Source organism: Rhizobium sophorae (assembly GCF_013087515.1).
GTDB classification, from domain to species: Bacteria; Pseudomonadota; Alphaproteobacteria; order Rhizobiales; family Rhizobiaceae; genus Rhizobium; species Rhizobium sophorae.
This window is the reverse complement of the sequence record NZ_JABFCN010000016.1, coordinates 166,904-184,471: the sequence shown is the minus strand read 5'-3', so window position 1 is coordinate 184,471 and position 17,568 is coordinate 166,904. Positions and strand designations below refer to the sequence as shown.

Sequence of the window (17,568 nt, the reverse complement as noted above, 5' to 3'; positions counted from 1 at the left end):
GGCCTGAAACAATGGCGGGAAGAAACATCACGGCGCAGAGGCGGCATGCGGGAAATATCTCCGACACAGAATTGGATCCTGATCACGATCGTCCTTGCGGCCAGCGGCGTCATCTATGATCTGATGTTCTACTCTAATCAGACGCCGATCATCGGGGCGATCTTCGCGCTCTTCATCGGCATGCCGATCCTCGCCTTCGAGCGCAAGGTACTGTTTCGAGCACTCTACAGGCGCATCCAGAAGCTGCCGACCTTCGCCTTCATCATCACCGAGCTGCTGATCTACGAAATCCTGATGAGCATCGGCTTTGCCTGCGCCGGCCTGCTGCTCTGGTGGCTCGGCATGGTGAAGCCGGTGTCGCTCCTCGACCTCGTCATCATGCCGTTCGAGGTCTTCCTCTATGCGCTTGCGGTCTGCACGATGCTGATCTTCGTCTTGCGCGTGCGGGAACTGCTTGGTCGTGAAGTTTTCCTCAGCATGCTCATCAGCCGCTATCGCAATCCGGTCAGGGAAGAGCGCGTCTTCCTGTTCATCGACCTCGTCGATTCGACGGCTTTTGCCGAAAAGCACGGCGACCTCAGGGCGCAACAACTGCTGAGCTCGCTGTTTGCGACCTTCGCCGAGCCCGTCAGGCGTCACAAGGGCATGATCAACGACTATGTCGGCGATGCTGCGATCATCACCTGGCCACTTGCCCGCGGCGTCAAGGATGCGCGTTGCGTGCGCTGCATCTTCGATATCCTCGCCGATATCGACGCCAACGCCGCCGGCTGGCGAAAGAATTACGGGCAGGTGCCGAAGCTCCGCGCCGCCCTCCACGGCGGCGAGATCATCACCGCCGAAATCGGCGTCGACCATCACAAGATCAGCTATTTCGGCGATACGGTGAACACCACCGCCCGGCTGGAGACGCTCTGCCGCAGTCTGAACCGATCGGTTTTGATCTCCACCGAGCTTGCCCGGCGCATGAATTTTCCCGACGACATATCCTGCGAGGATCTCGGCACCCATGCGGTGAAGGGACGCGGCCAGGCACTCGGCGTCATGGCGCTTTCCTCGCGCGCGGTCACCGTGCTGAACACGCCGGCCGTCATTCTGCACGGCTGAGCACGGTCTTGACCTTACGTCACCAAAGCTTCACCCAACCGTCAATTCGCTGACACGGAAGCCCTGCTAAGCGGAAGGCCTTTGCAATCCGCTCCACGGGGATATTATGAAGAACGTCCTTTTTGCTTCCGTATCGCTTTTTATCCTGGTCGCGGGCTCTGCTTCGGCCGACCAGCAGCAGTTCCCGGCCAAGCTCGCCGGCCAGGCGATCCTGCCTGCCAACACCATGGTTCCGGCACCGGCCGATGCCCCCGAATTTCTCAAGCATTCCGGCAAGTTTACAACGCCGGACCGCAAGCGTACCGAAGCGCTCGGCACCGTCCCCGGTAAGGACGGCGCCCGCGTCACCGACCTGAAGCTTCCTTTCGACGGCCAGCCGATCCAGGGTTTTTCCGGCGTCAAGACGATGGCCGACGGCACCTTCTGGACGCTCTCCGACAACGGTTTCGGCTCGAAGTCCAATTCGTCGGACTCCATGCTCTTCCTGCACCAGATGAAGTTCGACTGGGCCGGCAACAAGGCTGAAGTCGTCAAGAACCTCTTCCTCTCCGATCCGAACAAGATCGCTCCGTTCCCGATCGTTCTCGAAGGCACCGATACGCGTTATCTCACCGGCGCCGACTTCGACATCGAATCGATCCAGCCGGTTGCCGACGGCTTCTGGCTCGGCGACGAATTCGGTCCCTACATCCTGAAGTTCGACATATCAGGCCGCCTCACCGACGTCATCCCGACGACGCTCGACGGCAAGCCGGTGCTTTCGCCCGACAATCCGCTTCTCTCGGTCCCGGCCAACCCGGCCGCCAAGATGCCGGTCTTCAATCTGAAGCGCTCCGGCGGCTTCGAGGGTCTCGCCATGTCGAAGGACGGCGCCAAGCTCTACGGCCTGCTCGAAGGCGCCATCTACAAGGATGACGGCACGGTGGAAACGGTCGACGGCCACACCGCCGTCCGCGTCATCGAGTTCGATGTCGCTTCGAAGAAGTGGACCGGCCGCAGCTGGCTCTATCCGTTCGAGGACAAGGGCGTGTCGATCGGCGACTTCAACATGCTCGACGACACGACCGCTCTCGTCATCGAGCGCGATAACGGCGCCGGCACGACGGACAAGGCCTGCGCCGACCCGAAGCAGCCGAAGCCGGATTGCTTCGAAGCTCCGGCCGTGCTGAAGCGCGTCTACAAGATCGAGTTCAACGATGCCAATGTCGGCAAGGCCGTCCGCAAGATCGGCTATATCGACCTCCTGAACATCCAGGACCCCGACAACAAGAAGAAGGCCGGCAGCAAGGACGGCGTCTACGACATGCCGTTCGTGACGATCGAAAACGTCGACCGCGTCGACGCCACCCACGTCATCATCGGCAACGACAACAACCTGCCCTTCTCGGCCGGTCGCGCGGTCGACAAGGCCGACAATAACGAGTTCAGCTTGCTTGAGGTCGGCGAGTTTTTGAACGCGAAGTAATTCGAGCGTGATGTGAGATAGAGAGGGCGGCGCGAAGGCGCCGCCTTTTTCGTTGACGCTGTGCCGTGTGTGCCCCCTCTGCCCTGCCGGGCATCTCCCCCACAGGTGGGGAGATTGGCTGGGCGCAGGGGCTTCCCCAAACAATCAGCGATTCAACTCGGCTTGACGTTCAAGATGCGGGAAGGTCATGCCACTTGTAATCTCCCCACCTGTGGGGGAGATGGCCGGCAGGCCAGAGGGGGGCCTCCTCGGCACAAGTCGGGTTGTAAATCAGAGCTACTCGAACCGAAACGCCAGACGTTTGTTCGTCAGCCTCGACAGCTGCTGCAGGCGACCGTCCAGGCGTTCGCCCGCAAAGTCGCGATACTCGGGAGGCACGACGAATTCGAGGTCGAGGTCCGGGTTCGACGATTTGCGGAAGGTCAGGTTCTTCACGATGCCGGGCATCGAGGCCGAGAAGAGATAGACGACGCGCAGCATGCCGCCGAGCAGCTTGGCGCGCTCGATGAGCTGCGGCGTGGCGATCTGCGCCAGCGGGCCGGTGGCGCCGTCGTCATGCAGGCCTTCGAAACGGTAATAGTTGGAAAGCGCGATGAAAGCGCGGCCAGGATGACTGATGCCGACGAAGGACGAGTGGGCGATGACGTTCAGCGCCTGCAGGCCGCGATAGTCTGGATGGGCGCGCCAGCTGATATCGGCCAGCAGACAGGCGGCCTGACGGTAGCGGCTTTCCTCGTCGGTTTCCTGGATGCCGAAGAGGGGCATCATGCGGCCGGTCCACTCCGCCAGCTCGCGGGCATGCTCGGGCGAACGGGCACGCAGGATCGCCAGTTCGCCGGCGGCGGCCAGCAGCGGATCGGCGCGGCGCTCGGCCTCCGACAGCAGCGAATAGAGATATCCCTCGCGCACACCCTGCGCCGAGAAGGAAATCAACGACGGCTTCATCGCGCTCAGGACTTCCTTCATGGCGATGGCGCCGAAGGGCAGCAGCGAACGGCGGTGCTTGGAAACGGCCTGCAGCGCCGGCTCCCTGGAATCGCGCGCGGCCACCACCTGGTCGAGGAACAACATCATGGCTTCGAGCGGCACCTCATAGCCCTGCATCATGTGCAGCGGATAATGCGTGATTTCCATGTGCAGCTTGGCGATGTTTCGCCAGGTGCCGCCGACGGCGTAGAAGGTGCGCCCCTCACCTTTCGATAGCAGCTTTGCCGTCTTCAACTGCTTGCGGGCAAAGGTCTGCGCCTTGGAGAGCGACCCGCCGGCATATTCCGACAGGCGCAGGCCGCCAAGCGGCAGCGTGATGCCCTTGCCGACTTCCTTGCCTTTGATATCGATCAGCTCCAGCGAGCCGCCGCCGAGATCGCCGGCAATGCCGTCAGGATTGTAGAAACCACTGATGATACCGAGCGATGCGAATTTCGCCTCCTCCTCGCCCGAGAGCACGCGCACCTTGCGGTTAAGGATGGTTTCTGCCTGATGAATGAAATCGGGACCGTTGCTCGCCTCTCGCGCGGCCGCCGTCGCCAGCACATACATGGTGGCGGCGCGCGCCTGGTCGGACAGAGCCTTGAAACGGTGCAGCGCCGCCAGAGCCCGGCCGACGCTGTCTTCATCCATCTTGCCGGTAAGGGCGACGCCCTTGCCGAGGCCGCAGAGGACCTTTTCGTTGAAGAGGACGGTCGGAGAACGGGACATGCCTTCGTAGACGACAAGACGAATGGAATTCGATCCAATATCGACGACGGAGACCGGGGCGATCCCCGGAAGGCGCCCCTGGGCTTCAGATTCAACCATTTAGGTCCAGTTTTACTTGTTGTTGCGGCCTTCGAGCAGGCCGGCGATCAGCTTCGGCGCACTGGACTTCAAAGCTTCACCACGGCCTGACAGGCTCGGATTGGTCATGAAATACTGCTGCGCATTGAACGGTTCTTCGCCTCTGCGCACTTCCATGCGACGCGACGTACCGTCGGGCAATATCTCGTAGCTTTGTTGATTGTCAATCACGTTGCCGAGCATAATCTGTGACAAGACCTGCTCGTGAACGGTCGGGTTCGTCAGCGGAACCATGGTTTCGACACGGCGATCGAGGTTTCTCGGCATCATGTCGGCCGAGCCGATGTAAACCAGCGCCTTGTCGGACGGCAGGCCGTGGCCGTTGCCGAAGCAGAAGATGCGGCTGTGCTCGAGGAAGCGGCCGACGATCGACTTGACGCGGATCTTTTCCGAAAGGCCGGGCACCTGCGGACGCAGGCAGCAGATGCCGCGCACGACGAGATCGATCTCGACGCCGGCATGGCTGGCGCGATAGAGCGCGTCGATGATATCGGGATCGACAAGCGAATTCATCTTCATCCAGATCGCCGCCGGCGCGCCGTTCCTGGCGTGCTGAACCTCTTCCTCGATGTGACGCAGGATGCGCGAGCGCATCGTATAGGGCGAGATCGCGAGCTGCATGCCCTGTTCCGGCTCGCCGTAGCCGGTGATGAAGTTGAAGATGTTCGCCATGTCGTGGGCGATGACGGGATTGCAGGTGAAGTAGGAGAGATCGGTGTAGATCTTCGCGGTGATCGGGTGATAGTTGCCGGTGCCGAGATGGCAATAGGTGCGCAGTTTGCCATCCTCGCGACGGACGACCAGCGACATCTTGGCGTGGGTCTTGAGCTCGATGAAGCCGAAGACGACCTGCACGCCGGCGCGCTCGAGGTCACGTGCCCAGCGGATGTTCGCCTCTTCGTCGAAGCGGGCCTTGAGCTCGACCAGCGCCGTCACCGACTTGCCGGCTTCGGCGGCATCGATCAGCGCGCGAACGATCGGGCTGTCGTTGGAGGTGCGGTAAAGCGTCTGCTTTATCGCCAGGACGTCAGGATCGCGCGCAGCCTGGAGAAGAAACTGGACCACCACGTCGAAAGATTCGTAAGGGTGATGGACGACCATGTCCTTTTCGCGGATGGCGGCGAAGCAGTCGCCGGCATGTTCGCGGACGCGCTCGGGAAATCGCGCATTGTAGGGAAGAAACCTGAGATCGTCGCGCGGCGCCTTGGTGATCTCGGACAGGGTGTTCAGCGCCAACAGGCCCGGCAGAACGGCGACGCGATTGTCGGGGATATTTAGCGCCTGAACGACGAACTGACGGAGCGAGGCCGGCATTTCCGAATCGGTCTCGATGCGGATGACCTTGCCGCGGCGGCGGCGTTTCAGCGCCGTTTCGAAGAAGCGGACGAGATCCTCGGCTTCTTCCTCGACTTCGATATCGCTGTCGCGGATGACGCGGAACGTACCGGAGCCCTGCACCTCGTAACCCGGGTAGAGCCGATGGATGAAGATGTTGGCGACATCTTCCAGCGTGATGTAGCGGATTGTGTTTCCATCATCCGGCAGGCGGACGAAGCGGTCGAGCGCCACCGGCAGGCGCAGCAGCGCCGTCATCGGCTCGCGGCCGTTCTTGCTGACGAGCTGCAGACCAATCGAGAAGCCGAGATTCGGAATGAAGGGGAACGGATGGGCGGGATCGATCGACAGCGGCGTCAGCACCGGGAAGATCGCCTGTTCGAATTCGGCGGCCAGCCACTGGCGGTCGCCCTCGCTCAGCGCGCCGGGGCGCACGATCAGGATATCTTCCTTGGCGAGATATTGTTGCAATACGGCGAGCGAGGCTTGCTGCTCCATCTGCAGATGGTCGATCTCCTGCAGGATCGAGTCGAGCTGCTCGGCCGGCGTCTTGCCGTCCGGGCTGCGGATAGCGATATTCTGGCGTACCTGGCCCTCGAGGCCGGCGACGCGCACCATGAAGAACTCGTCGAGATTGGCGGCCGAGATCGACAGGAAGCGGACGCGCTCGAGCAACGGGTGCTCGGTATTCAGCGTCTCTTCCAGGACACGGCGGTTGAACTGCAGCCAGGAGAATTCACGGTTGATGAAGCGCTCGGGGCTCTTGAGCAGCTCTTCCAGCGAGGGGGTGTTGTCGTTGGTTTCCGGAGTGAGTTCCTGATGTTCTGCGACTGCACTATCCATGGTCCGCTTACCCCATTTTCAATCGCCGAAGGCAATTATATCAGTTTCACGACGGAACTGTGACAGTCAATCGGCCGGTTCCGAATTTCCCAATTCATTCAATACTTCGGCAGCAAGAGACCGGGTGATTTTCGTGCCCCGCGACAGGGCCAGCCGGTCAAGCCTTTCGACGATCGTCTGGGCCGCGTTCAGCGACCGCTCCATCCGGTTAACGATATAGAGCACGAGTTTGTCATCTATATAAAGCTGCCGGTCGGCAAAGAGCTTGACGATCACCTGCGACAACAGCGCCTCATCGGGTTCGCCGATCTCGACGACGGTCGCCGCTTTCAGGCGCGAGCGAAGATCGGGCAGCAAAACCGGCCACGACATTGGCCAGAGACGGCTGGTGATCAACAGGCTGGTGCCGTTTTCGCGCACGCTGTTGATGACGTGGAACAGCGCATTGTCATCGAAGCCGAGGCGGTCGGCGTCCTCGAACAGCACCGGTCCGGCGGCGGCGGCAACCGCGGCGTCCGAGCCAAGCTCGGGATGGATGTCGACGGCGCCGCTCAATTCCCGCCAGATGCGGGCGAGATGCGATTTTCCCGAGCCGACGGGGCCGGCGAGCACGACGACCGGCGACGGCCATGCTGGCCAGGCATCGACGATCGAAACGGCGGCAGCGAGACGCTCCGAGATCAGGAGGTCGTCGCGCCCGCTTGCGGCATCGTGCGAAAAGACCAGCGGCAGCTGCTCTCCGGCCTTGCGCTTCGGATCAGCGTTTTTCACGTCATTCATTGGGAACTGATTTCGTCTTCTGAACGCGGCCGCTAGGCGACCCGCCAAAATAAAGATCGCTCTGAAGGTAGCGTGAAAGCGCGAAACGAACAAGGACGCCGACGGCCGCCGCCGCCGGCACGGCAACCAGAAGCCCGACGAAACCGAAGAGCGCGCCGAAGGCAAACAGCGCAAACATCAGCCAGACCGGATGCAGGCCGACGCTGGAGCCGACGAGCTTCGGCTGCAGGATATTGCCTTCCAGGAACTGGCCGCTGAAGAAGACGACGAGCACCAGGCCGATCCAGGGATAATCCGGCCAGAACTGCACGAGCGCCACGCCGACGGACAAAACGAGACCGACCAGCGAGCCGACATAGGGAATGAAGCTGATCATGCCGGCGAAGAGGCCGATCAGCAGGCCGAAATTCAGGCCGACGAGAGAGAGGCCGGCGGCATAGTAGATGCCGAGGATGAGGCAGAGCGAGCCCTGGCCGCGGATGAAACCGGCGATCGCCTGGTCGATTTCCCTGGCGATCTGGCGGACATCGCTGACATAATCGCGCGGGATCCACTGATCGACCTTGGAGACCATGCGATCCCAATCGAGCAGGATATAGAAGGCGACGACGGGGGTGACGACGAGCAGCGATATGACGTCGACGATCGCCTTGCCGGAATTCCAGATCTGCGCGAAGAGACCGGTAAGAAAGCCCATGCCTTCGGAGAGGATGCCGGAGAAATTGTCCTTGATCGTGCCGGCCTGGCTCCTGATCCATTCCGGCAGCAGCGAGTTCTTCGAATTGTCGATGAACTGCTGCAACTGGCTGATATAACCGGGCAGCCGCTCGGCGAAATCGTTGAACTGGCTGACGAGCACGGGGATGAGGATCATCAGCGCCAGTGTGAAGGTGATGATGAAGGCAATCAGGATGACGATCGTCGCCATCATGCGGCTCAGGCCCAGCCGCTGTAGCCGGTCTGCCACCGGGTCGAGGAAATAGGCGATCGCCATGCCGGCCACGAAGGGTAGCAGGATCGAACTGAAAACATACAAAAAGACGATAAAGAAGACGAGCACCGCCAGCCAGAAGAAGATCTGGCGCTTGAGACTGTTGCCGCTGACTTGCTGTGGCATTGCTTCCCCGCTGATCGCTCGCCGCTGCCTGATGCCGCATCCGATCCGAAGCGGCCATTCAGCACATAGGATGCAGGTGCAAAGATGGTCAACCCTGTCGCGCCAAATCCCGGAAAGGCCGGAGGAAGAAGCGGGAAATTGGGGGCTTTCGCCATGCAACGCTTGCATAAAAGCCCCTGTCATGCAATTGCGACCGGCAGATGACGCGGCACGTTTGCCGCCTGAAATAGCCATCGGAGACCAGCATGAGCCAGTCTGGGAAAAACGGCCTGACATATAGCGATGCGGGCGTCGACATCGATGCCGGCAACCTCCTCGTCGAGAAGATCAAGCCGGCGGTGCGCTCTACCCGCCGGCCCGGCGCCGACGGCGAGATCGGCGGCTTCGGCGGACTGTTCGATCTCAAGGCGGCAGGCTTTACCGATCCGGTTCTCGTCGCCGCCAATGACGGCGTCGGCACCAAGCTGAAGATCGCGATCGATGCCGACTATCACGACACCGTCGGCATCGACCTCGTCGCCATGTGCGTCAACGATCTCGTGGTACAGGGCGCCGAGCCGCTGTTCTTCCTCGATTATTTCGCGACCGGCAAGCTCGACCCCGACCAGGGCGCGGCTATCGTCGGCGGCATTGCCGCCGGCTGCCGCGAGGCGGGCTGCGCGCTGATCGGCGGCGAGACGGCCGAAATGCCCGGCATGTATTCCTCCGGAGATTACGATCTCGCGGGCTTTGCCGTCGGTGCTGCCGAACGCGGCAAGCTCCTGCCGTCAGGCGATATTGCCGAGGGTGACGTGATCCTCGGCCTTGCCTCCTCCGGCGTCCATTCCAACGGTTTCTCGCTGGTGCGCAAGATCGTCGAATTGTCCGGCCTCGATTGGGATGCACCGGCGCCGTTCACCGAAGACAAGAAGCTCGGCGAAGCCCTGCTCGAGCCGACGCGTATCTATGTGAAGCCGCTTTTGAAGGCGATCCGCGAGACCGGCGCCATCAAGGCGCTGGCGCACATCACCGGCGGCGGCTTCCCGGAAAATATTCCGCGCGTGCTGCCGAAGCATCTGGCGGCCGAGATCGATCTTGCCGCCGTCAAGGTGCCGCCGGTGTTTTCATGGCTCGCCAAGACGGGTGGCGTCGAATCCAAGGAAATGCTGCGCACCTTCAACTGTGGCGTCGGCATGATCGCCGTCGTCGCCGGTGAGAGTGTTGCGGCGGTTTCCGCCGCACTCGAAGCCGAGGGGGAGACGGTTATCACGCTCGGCCGCATGATCGCCCGCGACGAGGGCGCTGCCGGCACGGTCTACAAGGGCACGCTTGCCATATGAGCTCGCCGCGCAAACGCGCCGTCGTCTTCATATCAGGCAGCGGCTCCAACATGATGGCGCTGGTTGCGGCGGCAAAGGCAACCGACTATCCGGTCGAGATCGTCGGCGTCATCTCCGACAAGGCGGATGCCGGCGGGCTTGCCAAGGCCGCCGCCGAAGGCATCGCCACCTTCGCCTTTCCCCGTAAGGACTATGCCAGCAAGGACGCGCACGAGGCGGCAATCTTTTCGGCGCTCGATGAGCTTTCGCCCGACATTCTCTGCCTGGCAGGCTACATGCGGCTGCTGACGGCGACCTTCATCCAGCGTTATGAAGGCCGGATGCTCAACATCCACCCTTCCCTGCTGCCGCTATTTCCCGGCCTGCATACGCATCAGCGGGCGATCGACGCCGGCATGCGGATCGCCGGCTGCACGGTGCATTTCGTCACCGAAGGCATGGATGAGGGGCCGGTGATCGGCCAGGCGGCCGTACCGGTTCTTTCCGGCGACACGGCCGAAAGCCTTGCCGCGCGTGTGCTCACCGTGGAGCACCAGATCTACCCACAGGCGCTGCGGCTTTTTGCCGAAGGCCGTGTGACGATGGAAGGCGGCAAGGCGGTGGGCACTGAGGCTTCGATTGTCGCGCCCAAAGGCCAGCTGATTTCGCTGATCGGCGACCGCGCTTAAGCCGCCAAAGCCCGCAACGGATGCAGCGTGCCGTCGCTGTAGACGAAGCGGCCGGCGCGGAAGGTGGCGCGGATGCGGTTGATATCGCCCGGCTCGACCACGACAAGATCGGCGCGCTGGCCGATGGCGATCTCGCCGCGGTCCAGAAGCCCGGCGGATCGGGCCGCGTTGCCGGTCGCCATGGCAACGGCTGCCGGCAAGCCGCCTTCCACCATGTCGGCAAGCTTGAAGATGCCGGGCACGAAGGCAGCCGGATGATAGTCGGCGGCGATGACGCTCAGCATGCCTGCCCTTGCAGCATCGAGCGCGCTGAGATTGCCTGACATCGACTGGCCGCGCAGCGCGTTCGGCGCGCCCATCAGCGTCCAGAGGCCACGGCGGCGCGCCTCTTCTGCGGCGGGTGCGGTGACCGGAAACTCGCTGATGGTGACGCCGAGATCATGCATCTCTGCGACCTTTTCGACGCTGTCATCGTCGTGCGAGGCAAGCGACAGCTTGTGCTTCAGCGACAGCGCGACGATCTCCTTCAGCTTGGCTTCGATCTCAGGATGACTACGCATGGCGATGCGCTTGGCAACGATCTCCGCCGCCATGTCCTCGGAGATGGCACGGCGCTCGGAAATGCTGAGGATGTAGCTCTGCAGGTTGTTGTACTGGCCCTGGCCCGGCGTGTGGTCGGTGAGCGAAACCATGTCGATCTGATCGGCATTCAGCAGGCGCTCGAGTGCCGCGGCTGCACCGACATTGGTGATTTCGTAACGGGCGTGGACACGGTGGTCGATCAGCAGATCGTCACGCAGGCGGTTGATGCCTTCGATCACCGCGGATGTCGTCTCCAGCGAGCGGACGTGGCCGTAGACGCTTTCGGTCGCAAAGGAGACGGCGGCAAACGCCGTGGTGACACCGGCAGCGGCAAGCTTCTTGTCGAGTTCGTGGATGCCGAAATCGATCGGCATATGCGCATTCGGCCGAGGGGCGATCTCGCGCTCGATCATGTCGCCATGCAGATCGACGAATCCGGGCATCAGAAGCCGTCCGCCGCCGTCGATAACAGCACCCGCGACCGGCTCCGGCCTGATCTCGGCGATGGTGCCATTTTCAACACGCACGGAACCTTCCCTCACCACCTCGTCTGGGAGAACGAGAGTGAAATTGCTGAGCCACATGGGCTTTCTCCTGACCGCATCCGATGATTGATAAACCGCAGCGCATAGAGCTGCTTCGTGACAACTGCATGAAGAACTTCCAAGCTTCTTACTCTTTTCGTTCTTGCTTTGCCATACATGACCAATCAGTTGACCAAGTTTTGGCGCGACGTTACATTGGAGAGAGAAGTGGACGGTGGCTATGACGATCAAAGTGAAAGTGGCAGAGGCAAAAACGCATCTCTCGGAGCTTCTAACAAAGGTGGAAGCAGGCGAAGATGTGGTGATATCACGCGGTAACAACGCGGTCGCCCGCATGATCAAGATCGATGACCGTCGCCAGAGGCTCGACGCCATCCGGGCACTCCGCAGCGAACGGGCAGAGCGCGCAGGAGCGACCGCGGCTGAAATCCAGGCCTGGCGGCGCGAAGGCCAGCGCTGATGCCGTTCGTGGTCGATGCTTCAGTTGCGGCGGCTTGGTTGCTGGCCGATGAGGAAAGTCGGACTGCCGAAGAAGCCCTGTCTTTTCTCGAAACGGAAGATGCCTTGGTGCCCGATCTCTTCTGGCATGAGATACGCAACATCCTGTTGACTGCGGAACGGCGGAAACGAATCTCCAACGAGGATGTGCTCGCTTGCCTCATGCGACTCAACAGCCTGCCGCTGCGCACTGTCTCAAGCGAAGACCATCTTCCGATCTTGCGACTTGCCGGAAAATATCAGCTATCGGCCTATGACGCCGCTTATCTGGCGCTTGCGGTCGCAGAGAACGTATCGCTTGCGACGCTGGACGCCAAACTGGAACGTGCCGCATCAGCGGAAAATCTTGCCTTCGCTCGAGGTTAGGAAAGCGTTCCCCTGTTCAACAGCGCCCATTGCAGAAGCACGATCGTTTTGACGTCGAAGATTTCGCCGGTTTCGATCATCGCCGCCGCCTCGTCGAGCGAGATTTCGAGGACTTCGATATCCTCGTGCTCCTCGTCCAGACCACCGCCTTCGGCGACGCGATCGGCGGTGTCGATGAGGGCTGCGAAGAAATGCACGACCTCGGTGACGGCACCCGGCGAAGTATAGGATTTGAACAGGAAGCGCGCATCGCGCAGGCGATAGCCGGTCTCCTCCATCGCCTCGCGACGGATAGCCGCTTCGGGATGGTCGTCGTCGAGAAGGCCGGCCGGCACCTCGATCATCCAGGCGGGATCGCCGTTGAGATGAACGGCGAGGCGGAACTGGCGGACGAGAACGACGAGGTCGCGCCTGGGATCATAAAGCAGGATGCAGGCGGCAGGCGTGCGGTGGTAGACCTCCCGCTTCAACCGCTGGGTTGTGCCCTTGCGGTCGATATAGTCGAGGAGATAGCTGCTCAGCCGCGTCCACCCATTCGACAGGGTTTCCTCGCCGGCGATCTTCACGCGTGATTTCGGCTGCATCATGCTGCATCCCTGCGAAGCCAGACCTTGTTGTCGTGCACGGCCGCCCCGCCATAGGGCGCGACGGGGTCGGCGCCGGTCAAGACGTTGATGCCCTCGCCGTCGACATGCGCCTTGTTCGGCCAAAGCCCCTCGGCAATCAGCACGCCCGCTTTCACTTCGATAGTGATGCGGGCGTGAATGCGCAGATCGCCGCGGCTGTTGCCGATGCGGACGAGATCGCCGTGGGCGATGCCGTTGGCTTCGGCATCGGCCGGGTTGATCATCACCTCAGGGCGACCTTCCTTCTGGCGAGAGGTCTTGGTCTCGGAGAAGCTCGAATTCAGGAAATTGCGCGCCGGCGACGTGGCGAGACGGAAGGGATGCTCGGGATCGGCGACTTCGATGACATCGACCTGATCGGGGAAGGCCGGCAGCGCGGCGTGCGGCCCGAGTGCGCCGATCGCCGCCGGCGGCTTGTTCGGCGCCGGCTGATTGATCCAGTCCGGGCGGAAATGGAACTTGCCATCCGGATGGGCAAAGCCGCTCAGGTAATGCGCTTCCTCGAAAACAGGCTGGCGATCGAACCATTTGTGTTCGAGGAAATGGTCGTAATCCGGCAGGCCGCTCGATTCCAGGATGCGGTCGACCATTTCACGGGCGGTGAAACCGAAGCCGGGGCGATCGGCGACGCCGAGGCGCTTGGCCAGTTCCTCGATGACGAAGAGATTGGTGCGCACGGTGGGCGGCGGCTCGACCAGCTTCGGTCCCAGCAGGATATGGTTCTGGCCGCCGGCACGGTAGATGTCGTCATGCTCGACGAACATCGTCGCCGGGATGACGATATCGGCGATCTCGGCCGTTTCGGTCATGAACTGCTCGTGCACGGCAACGAAGAGGTCCTCACGGGCAAAGCCACGTCTGACGAGGCGCTGCTCGGGGGCGATGTTTGCGGGATTGGTGTTCTGGATCAGCATAGCAGTCACCGGGCCGCGATGGCGCAGCGCCACGGCATCGCCTGTCAGCACGCGGCCGATCTGCGACTGATCGAGCATGCGGATATCGGCATCCTTCATAGACCGGCCGGTCAGTTCGGCACTGTTCATACGGAAGATGTCGCTGTTCGAATGGAAGGCGCCGCCGCCTTCATATTGCCAGGAGCCGAGAACGGTGGCGATCGACGCGGCCGCATGCATGGCGACCGCGCCGTTGCGCTGGCGGGTGAAGCCATAGCCCAGGCGGAAAAAAGTCTTCTTCGTCGTGCCGACGAGGCTGGCGAAGGCTTCGATCTCCTCCACCGAAAGGCCGGTGATAGCGGCGGCCCATTGCGGCGTCTTCGCCTTCAGATGCGCTTCGAGACCCTCTGGATCATCGGCATATCTCGCCATGTATTCGCGGTCGGCGTAACCGTCGCGGAAGGCGATGTGCATAACGGCGCAAGCGAGTGCGGCGTCGGTACCCGGCCTGACGATCAGCGCCATGTCGGCCTGCTTCATCGTCGGATTGTCGTAGATGTCGATGACGACGATCTTCGCGCCGCGCTCCTTGCGCGACTTGATGGCGTGGGTCATCACATTGACCTGCGTCGAAACCGCGTTGGTGCCCCAGATGACGACGCAATCGGTGAGGCCCATCTCGCGCGGATCGGGGCCGCGCAATGTGCCGGTCGCCATGGTAAAGCCGGTCCAGGCGGGGTTGGTGCAGATCGACGAGAAAAAGCCGGAGTAACGCTTGGCGTGACGGAGGCGATCGATCGAATCGCGCTGCACCCAGCCCATGGTGCCCGCGTAAAAATACGGCCAGATCGCCTCGCTGCCGTCCCTTGCCTCGGACTTCACAAAGGCTTCGGCGATCTCATCCAGCGCATCGTCCCAGGAAATCTGCTGCCACTGCCCTCCCCCCTTGGCGCCGGTGCGACGCAACGGATGCATCAGGCGATCGGGATGGTAGAGCCGCTCGGCGTAGCGGGCGACCTTGGCGCAAATGACGCCCGACGTGTAGGAATGGTCGTTCGCGCCGCGCACACGGCCGATGCGACCATCCTCCGATATCTCGACCTCCAGCGCGCAGGTGGAGGGACAGTCATGCGGACAGGCCGTGTGGCCTACCCTGTTGTCCGGCTTTTCTGATTTGGCGTGGATGGGGGTCGCAATGTTCATGGCATTTGTATATTCCAAGGCTTGCACGGCCAAAAGCCACAAAAATTTCCCATGACGCGAATTCATACGGACATCAGCGAAAATGAACTACCGCCACATCTATCACGCGGGCAACTTTGCCGATGTGCTGAAACATGTCGTGCTGACGCGGCTGATCCGTTACATGCAGAAAAAGGATGGCGGGTTCCGCGTGCTCGACACGCATGCCGGCATCGGCCTTTACGACCTCTCCTTGGAAGAAGCGCAGAAAACCGGCGAATGGCTCGATGGCATCGGCAAGCTGATGGAGGCAGACCTCGACCCTCAGGTTTCCGAACTGCTGGAGCCCTACCTTTCGGCAATCCGCGAACTCAATCCGCAGGGCGGCATCCGCTTCTATCCCGGATCGCCGAAACTTGCGCGCATGCTGTTCCGGCCGCAAGACCGGCTGTCGGCGATGGAACTGCATCCCGAGGATTACGTCAGGCTGCACCGGCTGTTCGAGGGCGATCACCATGCCCGCATCACCGAGCTTGACGGCTGGCTGGCGCTCGGCGCGCATCTGCCGCCGAAGGAGAAGCGCGGCATCGTCCTCGTCGATCCGCCCTTCGAGGAAGAGGACGAATATCAGCGGCTGGCCGAAGGGCTGGAAAAGGCCTATCGGCGCTTTCCCGGCGGTACCTATTGCCTGTGGTATCCGCTGAAGAAGGGCGCGCCGATCAAGGAATTCCACGAGAGGCTGCAGGCGCTCGACATCCCGAAAATGCTCTGCGCCGAACTTGCCGTTCGCAGCGACCGCGGCATTACCGGACTGACCGGCTCAGGCCTCGTCATCGTCAACCCACCCTTCACGCTGAAGGACGAGTTGCACCAATTGCTGCCCGCATTGAAGGACCATCTGGCGCAAGACCGTTTCGCCTCGCACCGCGCCTTCTGGCTACGCGGAGAGAACAAGGCCGTCAACGACGATTGACCACTTAAGCTGCCTGCGGAATAGTCTGCGCCGCAGTCCAAAATCTCATCAGGTGTTCCATGAAGCTCCTTTGTTCGCCCGCCTCGCCCTATTCCAACAAGGTGCGGATGGCCGCGCATTTTCTGGGCCTAGAGTTGAACGCCATCCGGGTCGACACCAATACCGGACCGGCGATCCTGGTGGACAACAATCCGCTCGGCAAGATCCCGACGCTGCTGACCGATGACGGGGTCTCGATATATGACAGCGTGGCGATCATGCATTATTTCGACCGGCTGACGAAGGGCGGGCTCTACCCTTCCAAGAAGGGCAAGCGCACGGATGCGGAAATCCTCGAGGCGCTCTGCGACGGCATCTGCGATTGCCTGCTGGCGATCGTCTACGAGCGGCGCTTCCGCGACGAGGAAAAGGTCCATCAGCCGTGGATAGACCGGCAGTGGAAGAAGGCGACGAGCGGGCTCGCTCATCTCAGCGCCAATCCGCCGAAAACAGGCAAGAAGCTCAATGGCGGACATTTCGCGCTGGCGGCGACGCTCGATTATCTCGAGCTGCGCTTCAACGACCAGTGGGAAGCCGATCATGCGCCGCTCACCGACTGGCTGCGGCAGTTCGACAAGAAATTCCCTGCCCATAGCGAGCTCAAGTCCCAGGGGTGACAACAAACGGGCAACAAAAAGCCGGGCGAGGTGCCCGGCTTTTCCATGTCAGGATATTCGACCAGCTTAGAACTTGACGCCGATACCGAGCTTGACGCTGTTCTCGTCGTAACCGCGCGAGAAGCTGCCGGAGTCGAGGTCGTAATCCTTGCTCTGGTAGTCGGTGTAGCGATATTCGAGGCGCGTCGTGATGTTGTTGGTCACGAAGGCTTCGACGCCGGCGCCGACCGTATAGCCGAAGTTCGTCTTGCTTTCGTCCGAAGTATCGTCGGAAACCTTGACGTCGCCGATAGCAAGACCGGCCGTGCCGTAGAGCAGGAAGGGGTTCATGTCGTAGCCGACGCGGCCACGGACGGAACCGTTCCAACCGTATTTGTTCTTGACGCCGCCCGAGGAGACGTCGTCGCCGCTGTAGCCGAGATCGGATTCAACGCCGTAAACGATCTGGCCCTGCTGCCAGTTGTAGCCGGTAAAGACCTGGCCGCCGAAACCATAGGTGTGGCGGTCGGAACCGAAGTCACCCATGTTGTAGGTGCCGGCGCCGCCGAGGTAAAAGCCTTCCCAGTTGCCTGCCGGCTTGACTGGAGCGTCCTGGGCGACCGGTGCTTCCGGAACCTGGTCGACGGCATCGGCCGCCTGAGCTGCCGAGACGCCCGCAATTGCAAAAACGGAGGCCATGAGGCCAGCAATGAGTACACGCATACTTAGTCTCCTTTCAGTCCCGCGCCGCTTGTCATCTGTCTATCAGTGAAGCATTGGCGGGATATTGCCAGATGT

The 17,568-nt window shown here is 61.7% G+C and carries 16 protein-coding genes; 8 read left to right on the top strand and 8 right to left on the bottom strand.

The features are described 5' to 3' along the window. Window positions 1-45 precede the first annotated feature (45 nt). The gene (locus G9X64_RS10360) at window positions 46-1,107 is read left to right on the top strand and encodes an adenylate/guanylate cyclase domain-containing protein (protein WP_168309834.1); all 1,062 of its coding nucleotides are present in this window, start codon (window positions 46-48) and stop codon (window positions 1,105-1,107) included. A gap of 106 nt (window positions 1,108-1,213) precedes the next feature. Next, window positions 1,214-2,572: an esterase-like activity of phytase family protein gene (locus G9X64_RS10355; protein WP_171376525.1), complete on the top strand. Its 1,359-nt coding sequence runs from the start codon at window positions 1,214-1,216 to the stop codon at window positions 2,570-2,572. Between the two features lie 276 nt (window positions 2,573-2,848). On the opposite strand, the gene ppx is transcribed toward G9X64_RS10355, so the two are convergent. The 4 genes from ppx to G9X64_RS10335 form a co-directional block, all read right to left on the bottom strand. Beyond that, window positions 2,849-4,369: an exopolyphosphatase gene (ppx, locus tag G9X64_RS10350; RefSeq protein ID WP_171376524.1), complete on the bottom strand. Its 1,521-nt coding sequence runs from the start codon at window positions 4,367-4,369 to the stop codon at window positions 2,849-2,851. A gap of 12 nt (window positions 4,370-4,381) precedes the next feature. Continuing rightward, a complete protein-coding gene (locus G9X64_RS10345) occupies window positions 4,382-6,586 on the bottom strand; it encodes an RNA degradosome polyphosphate kinase (protein ID WP_171376523.1) in 2,205 nt (734 codons plus the stop codon). A gap of 66 nt (window positions 6,587-6,652) precedes the next feature. Next, on the bottom strand, window positions 6,653-7,366 hold the full coding sequence (gene hdaA, locus G9X64_RS10340; protein WP_018241492.1) for a DnaA regulatory inactivator HdaA: 714 nt from the start codon (window positions 7,364-7,366) through the stop codon (window positions 6,653-6,655). Beyond that, entirely contained in the window at window positions 7,359-8,483 is a 1,125-nt protein-coding gene (locus G9X64_RS10335) for an AI-2E family transporter (protein ID WP_168309830.1), read from the bottom strand. Before G9X64_RS10335 ends, hdaA begins: the two co-directional genes overlap by 8 nt. A 245-nt stretch (window positions 8,484-8,728) precedes the next feature. Between G9X64_RS10335 and purM the strand changes: the two genes are divergently transcribed. After that, entirely contained in the window at window positions 8,729-9,802 is a 1,074-nt protein-coding gene (gene purM / locus G9X64_RS10330) for a phosphoribosylformylglycinamidine cyclo-ligase (protein ID WP_171376522.1), read from the top strand. Continuing rightward, complete coding sequence (purN, locus tag G9X64_RS10325) at window positions 9,799-10,470, top strand: phosphoribosylglycinamide formyltransferase (RefSeq protein ID WP_171376521.1); 672 nt, start codon at window positions 9,799-9,801, stop codon at window positions 10,468-10,470. Before purM ends, purN begins: the two co-directional genes overlap by 4 nt. Here purN and G9X64_RS10320 read toward each other — a convergent pair. Further along, window positions 10,467-11,636, bottom strand: coding sequence for an alpha-D-ribose 1-methylphosphonate 5-triphosphate diphosphatase (locus G9X64_RS10320; protein ID WP_171376520.1), 1,170 nt, complete (start codon window positions 11,634-11,636; stop codon window positions 10,467-10,469). The genes purN and G9X64_RS10320 overlap by 4 nt on opposite strands. Before the next feature lie 181 nt (window positions 11,637-11,817). Here G9X64_RS10320 and G9X64_RS10315 point away from each other — a divergent pair, with 181 nt between their 5' ends. Continuing rightward, entirely contained in the window at window positions 11,818-12,057 is a 240-nt protein-coding gene (locus G9X64_RS10315) for a type II toxin-antitoxin system Phd/YefM family antitoxin (RefSeq protein ID WP_017959842.1), read from the top strand. Beyond that, window positions 12,057-12,461, top strand: a complete 405-nt coding sequence (locus tag G9X64_RS10310; protein ID WP_171376519.1) for a type II toxin-antitoxin system VapC family toxin — start codon at window positions 12,057-12,059, stop codon at window positions 12,459-12,461. The genes G9X64_RS10315 and G9X64_RS10310 overlap by 1 nt, the downstream gene beginning before the upstream one ends. On the opposite strand, the gene G9X64_RS10305 is transcribed toward G9X64_RS10310, so the two are convergent. Together G9X64_RS10305 and G9X64_RS10300 are read right to left on the bottom strand one after the other, a co-directional pair. Continuing rightward, on the bottom strand, window positions 12,458-13,048 hold the full coding sequence (locus G9X64_RS10305) for an NUDIX domain-containing protein (RefSeq protein WP_171376518.1): 591 nt from the start codon (window positions 13,046-13,048) through the stop codon (window positions 12,458-12,460). The genes G9X64_RS10310 and G9X64_RS10305 overlap by 4 nt on opposite strands. Beyond that, a complete protein-coding gene (locus G9X64_RS10300; protein ID WP_171376517.1) occupies window positions 13,045-15,249 on the bottom strand; it encodes a molybdopterin-containing oxidoreductase family protein in 2,205 nt (734 codons plus the stop codon). The genes G9X64_RS10305 and G9X64_RS10300 overlap by 4 nt, the downstream gene beginning before the upstream one ends. Before the next feature lie 16 nt (window positions 15,250-15,265). Here G9X64_RS10300 and G9X64_RS10295 point away from each other — a divergent pair, with 16 nt between their 5' ends. Beyond that, window positions 15,266-16,135, top strand: coding sequence for a 23S rRNA (adenine(2030)-N(6))-methyltransferase RlmJ (locus tag G9X64_RS10295; RefSeq protein ID WP_171376516.1), 870 nt, complete (start codon window positions 15,266-15,268; stop codon window positions 16,133-16,135). Window positions 16,136-16,194: 59 nt separating this feature from the next. Continuing rightward, the gene (locus G9X64_RS10290) at window positions 16,195-16,791 is read left to right on the top strand and encodes a glutathione S-transferase (RefSeq protein WP_168309822.1); all 597 of its coding nucleotides are present in this window, start codon (window positions 16,195-16,197) and stop codon (window positions 16,789-16,791) included. Between the two features lie 66 nt (window positions 16,792-16,857). Here the strand turns inward: G9X64_RS10290 and G9X64_RS10285 are convergent, their stop codons facing one another. Then, window positions 16,858-17,493, bottom strand: coding sequence for an outer membrane protein (locus G9X64_RS10285; protein WP_018070534.1), 636 nt, complete (start codon window positions 17,491-17,493; stop codon window positions 16,858-16,860). Window positions 17,494-17,568: the final 75 nt, after the last annotated feature.

Coding starts and splice junctions, on each gene's coding strand:
- G9X64_RS10295 (WP_171376516.1), top strand. CDS start 15,266: ATGAACTACCGCCACATCTATCACGCGGGCAACTTTGCCGATGTGCTG.
- G9X64_RS10290 (WP_168309822.1), top strand. CDS start 16,195: ATGAAGCTCCTTTGTTCGCCCGCCTCGCCCTATTCCAACAAGGTGCGG.
- ppx (WP_171376524.1), bottom strand. CDS start 4,369: ATGGTTGAATCTGAAGCCCAGGGGCGCCTTCCGGGGATCGCCCCGGTC.
- G9X64_RS10335 (WP_168309830.1), bottom strand. CDS start 8,483: ATGCCACAGCAAGTCAGCGGCAACAGTCTCAAGCGCCAGATCTTCTTC.
- G9X64_RS10300 (WP_171376517.1), bottom strand. CDS start 15,249: ATGAATTCGCGTCATGGGAAATTTTTGTGGCTTTTGGCCGTGCAAGCC.
- G9X64_RS10320 (WP_171376520.1), bottom strand. CDS start 11,636: ATGTGGCTCAGCAATTTCACTCTCGTTCTCCCAGACGAGGTGGTGAGG.
- purM (WP_171376522.1), top strand. CDS start 8,729: ATGAGCCAGTCTGGGAAAAACGGCCTGACATATAGCGATGCGGGCGTC.
- G9X64_RS10310 (WP_171376519.1), top strand. CDS start 12,057: ATGCCGTTCGTGGTCGATGCTTCAGTTGCGGCGGCTTGGTTGCTGGCC.
- purN (WP_171376521.1), top strand. CDS start 9,799: ATGAGCTCGCCGCGCAAACGCGCCGTCGTCTTCATATCAGGCAGCGGC.
- G9X64_RS10345 (WP_171376523.1), bottom strand. CDS start 6,586: ATGGATAGTGCAGTCGCAGAACATCAGGAACTCACTCCGGAAACCAAC.
- G9X64_RS10360 (WP_168309834.1), top strand. CDS start 46: ATGCGGGAAATATCTCCGACACAGAATTGGATCCTGATCACGATCGTC.
- G9X64_RS10305 (WP_171376518.1), bottom strand. CDS start 13,048: ATGATGCAGCCGAAATCACGCGTGAAGATCGCCGGCGAGGAAACCCTG.
- hdaA (WP_018241492.1), bottom strand. CDS start 7,366: ATGAATGACGTGAAAAACGCTGATCCGAAGCGCAAGGCCGGAGAGCAG.
- G9X64_RS10315 (WP_017959842.1), top strand. CDS start 11,818: ATGACGATCAAAGTGAAAGTGGCAGAGGCAAAAACGCATCTCTCGGAG.
- G9X64_RS10285 (WP_018070534.1), bottom strand. CDS start 17,493: ATGCGTGTACTCATTGCTGGCCTCATGGCCTCCGTTTTTGCAATTGCG.
- G9X64_RS10355 (WP_171376525.1), top strand. CDS start 1,214: ATGAAGAACGTCCTTTTTGCTTCCGTATCGCTTTTTATCCTGGTCGCG.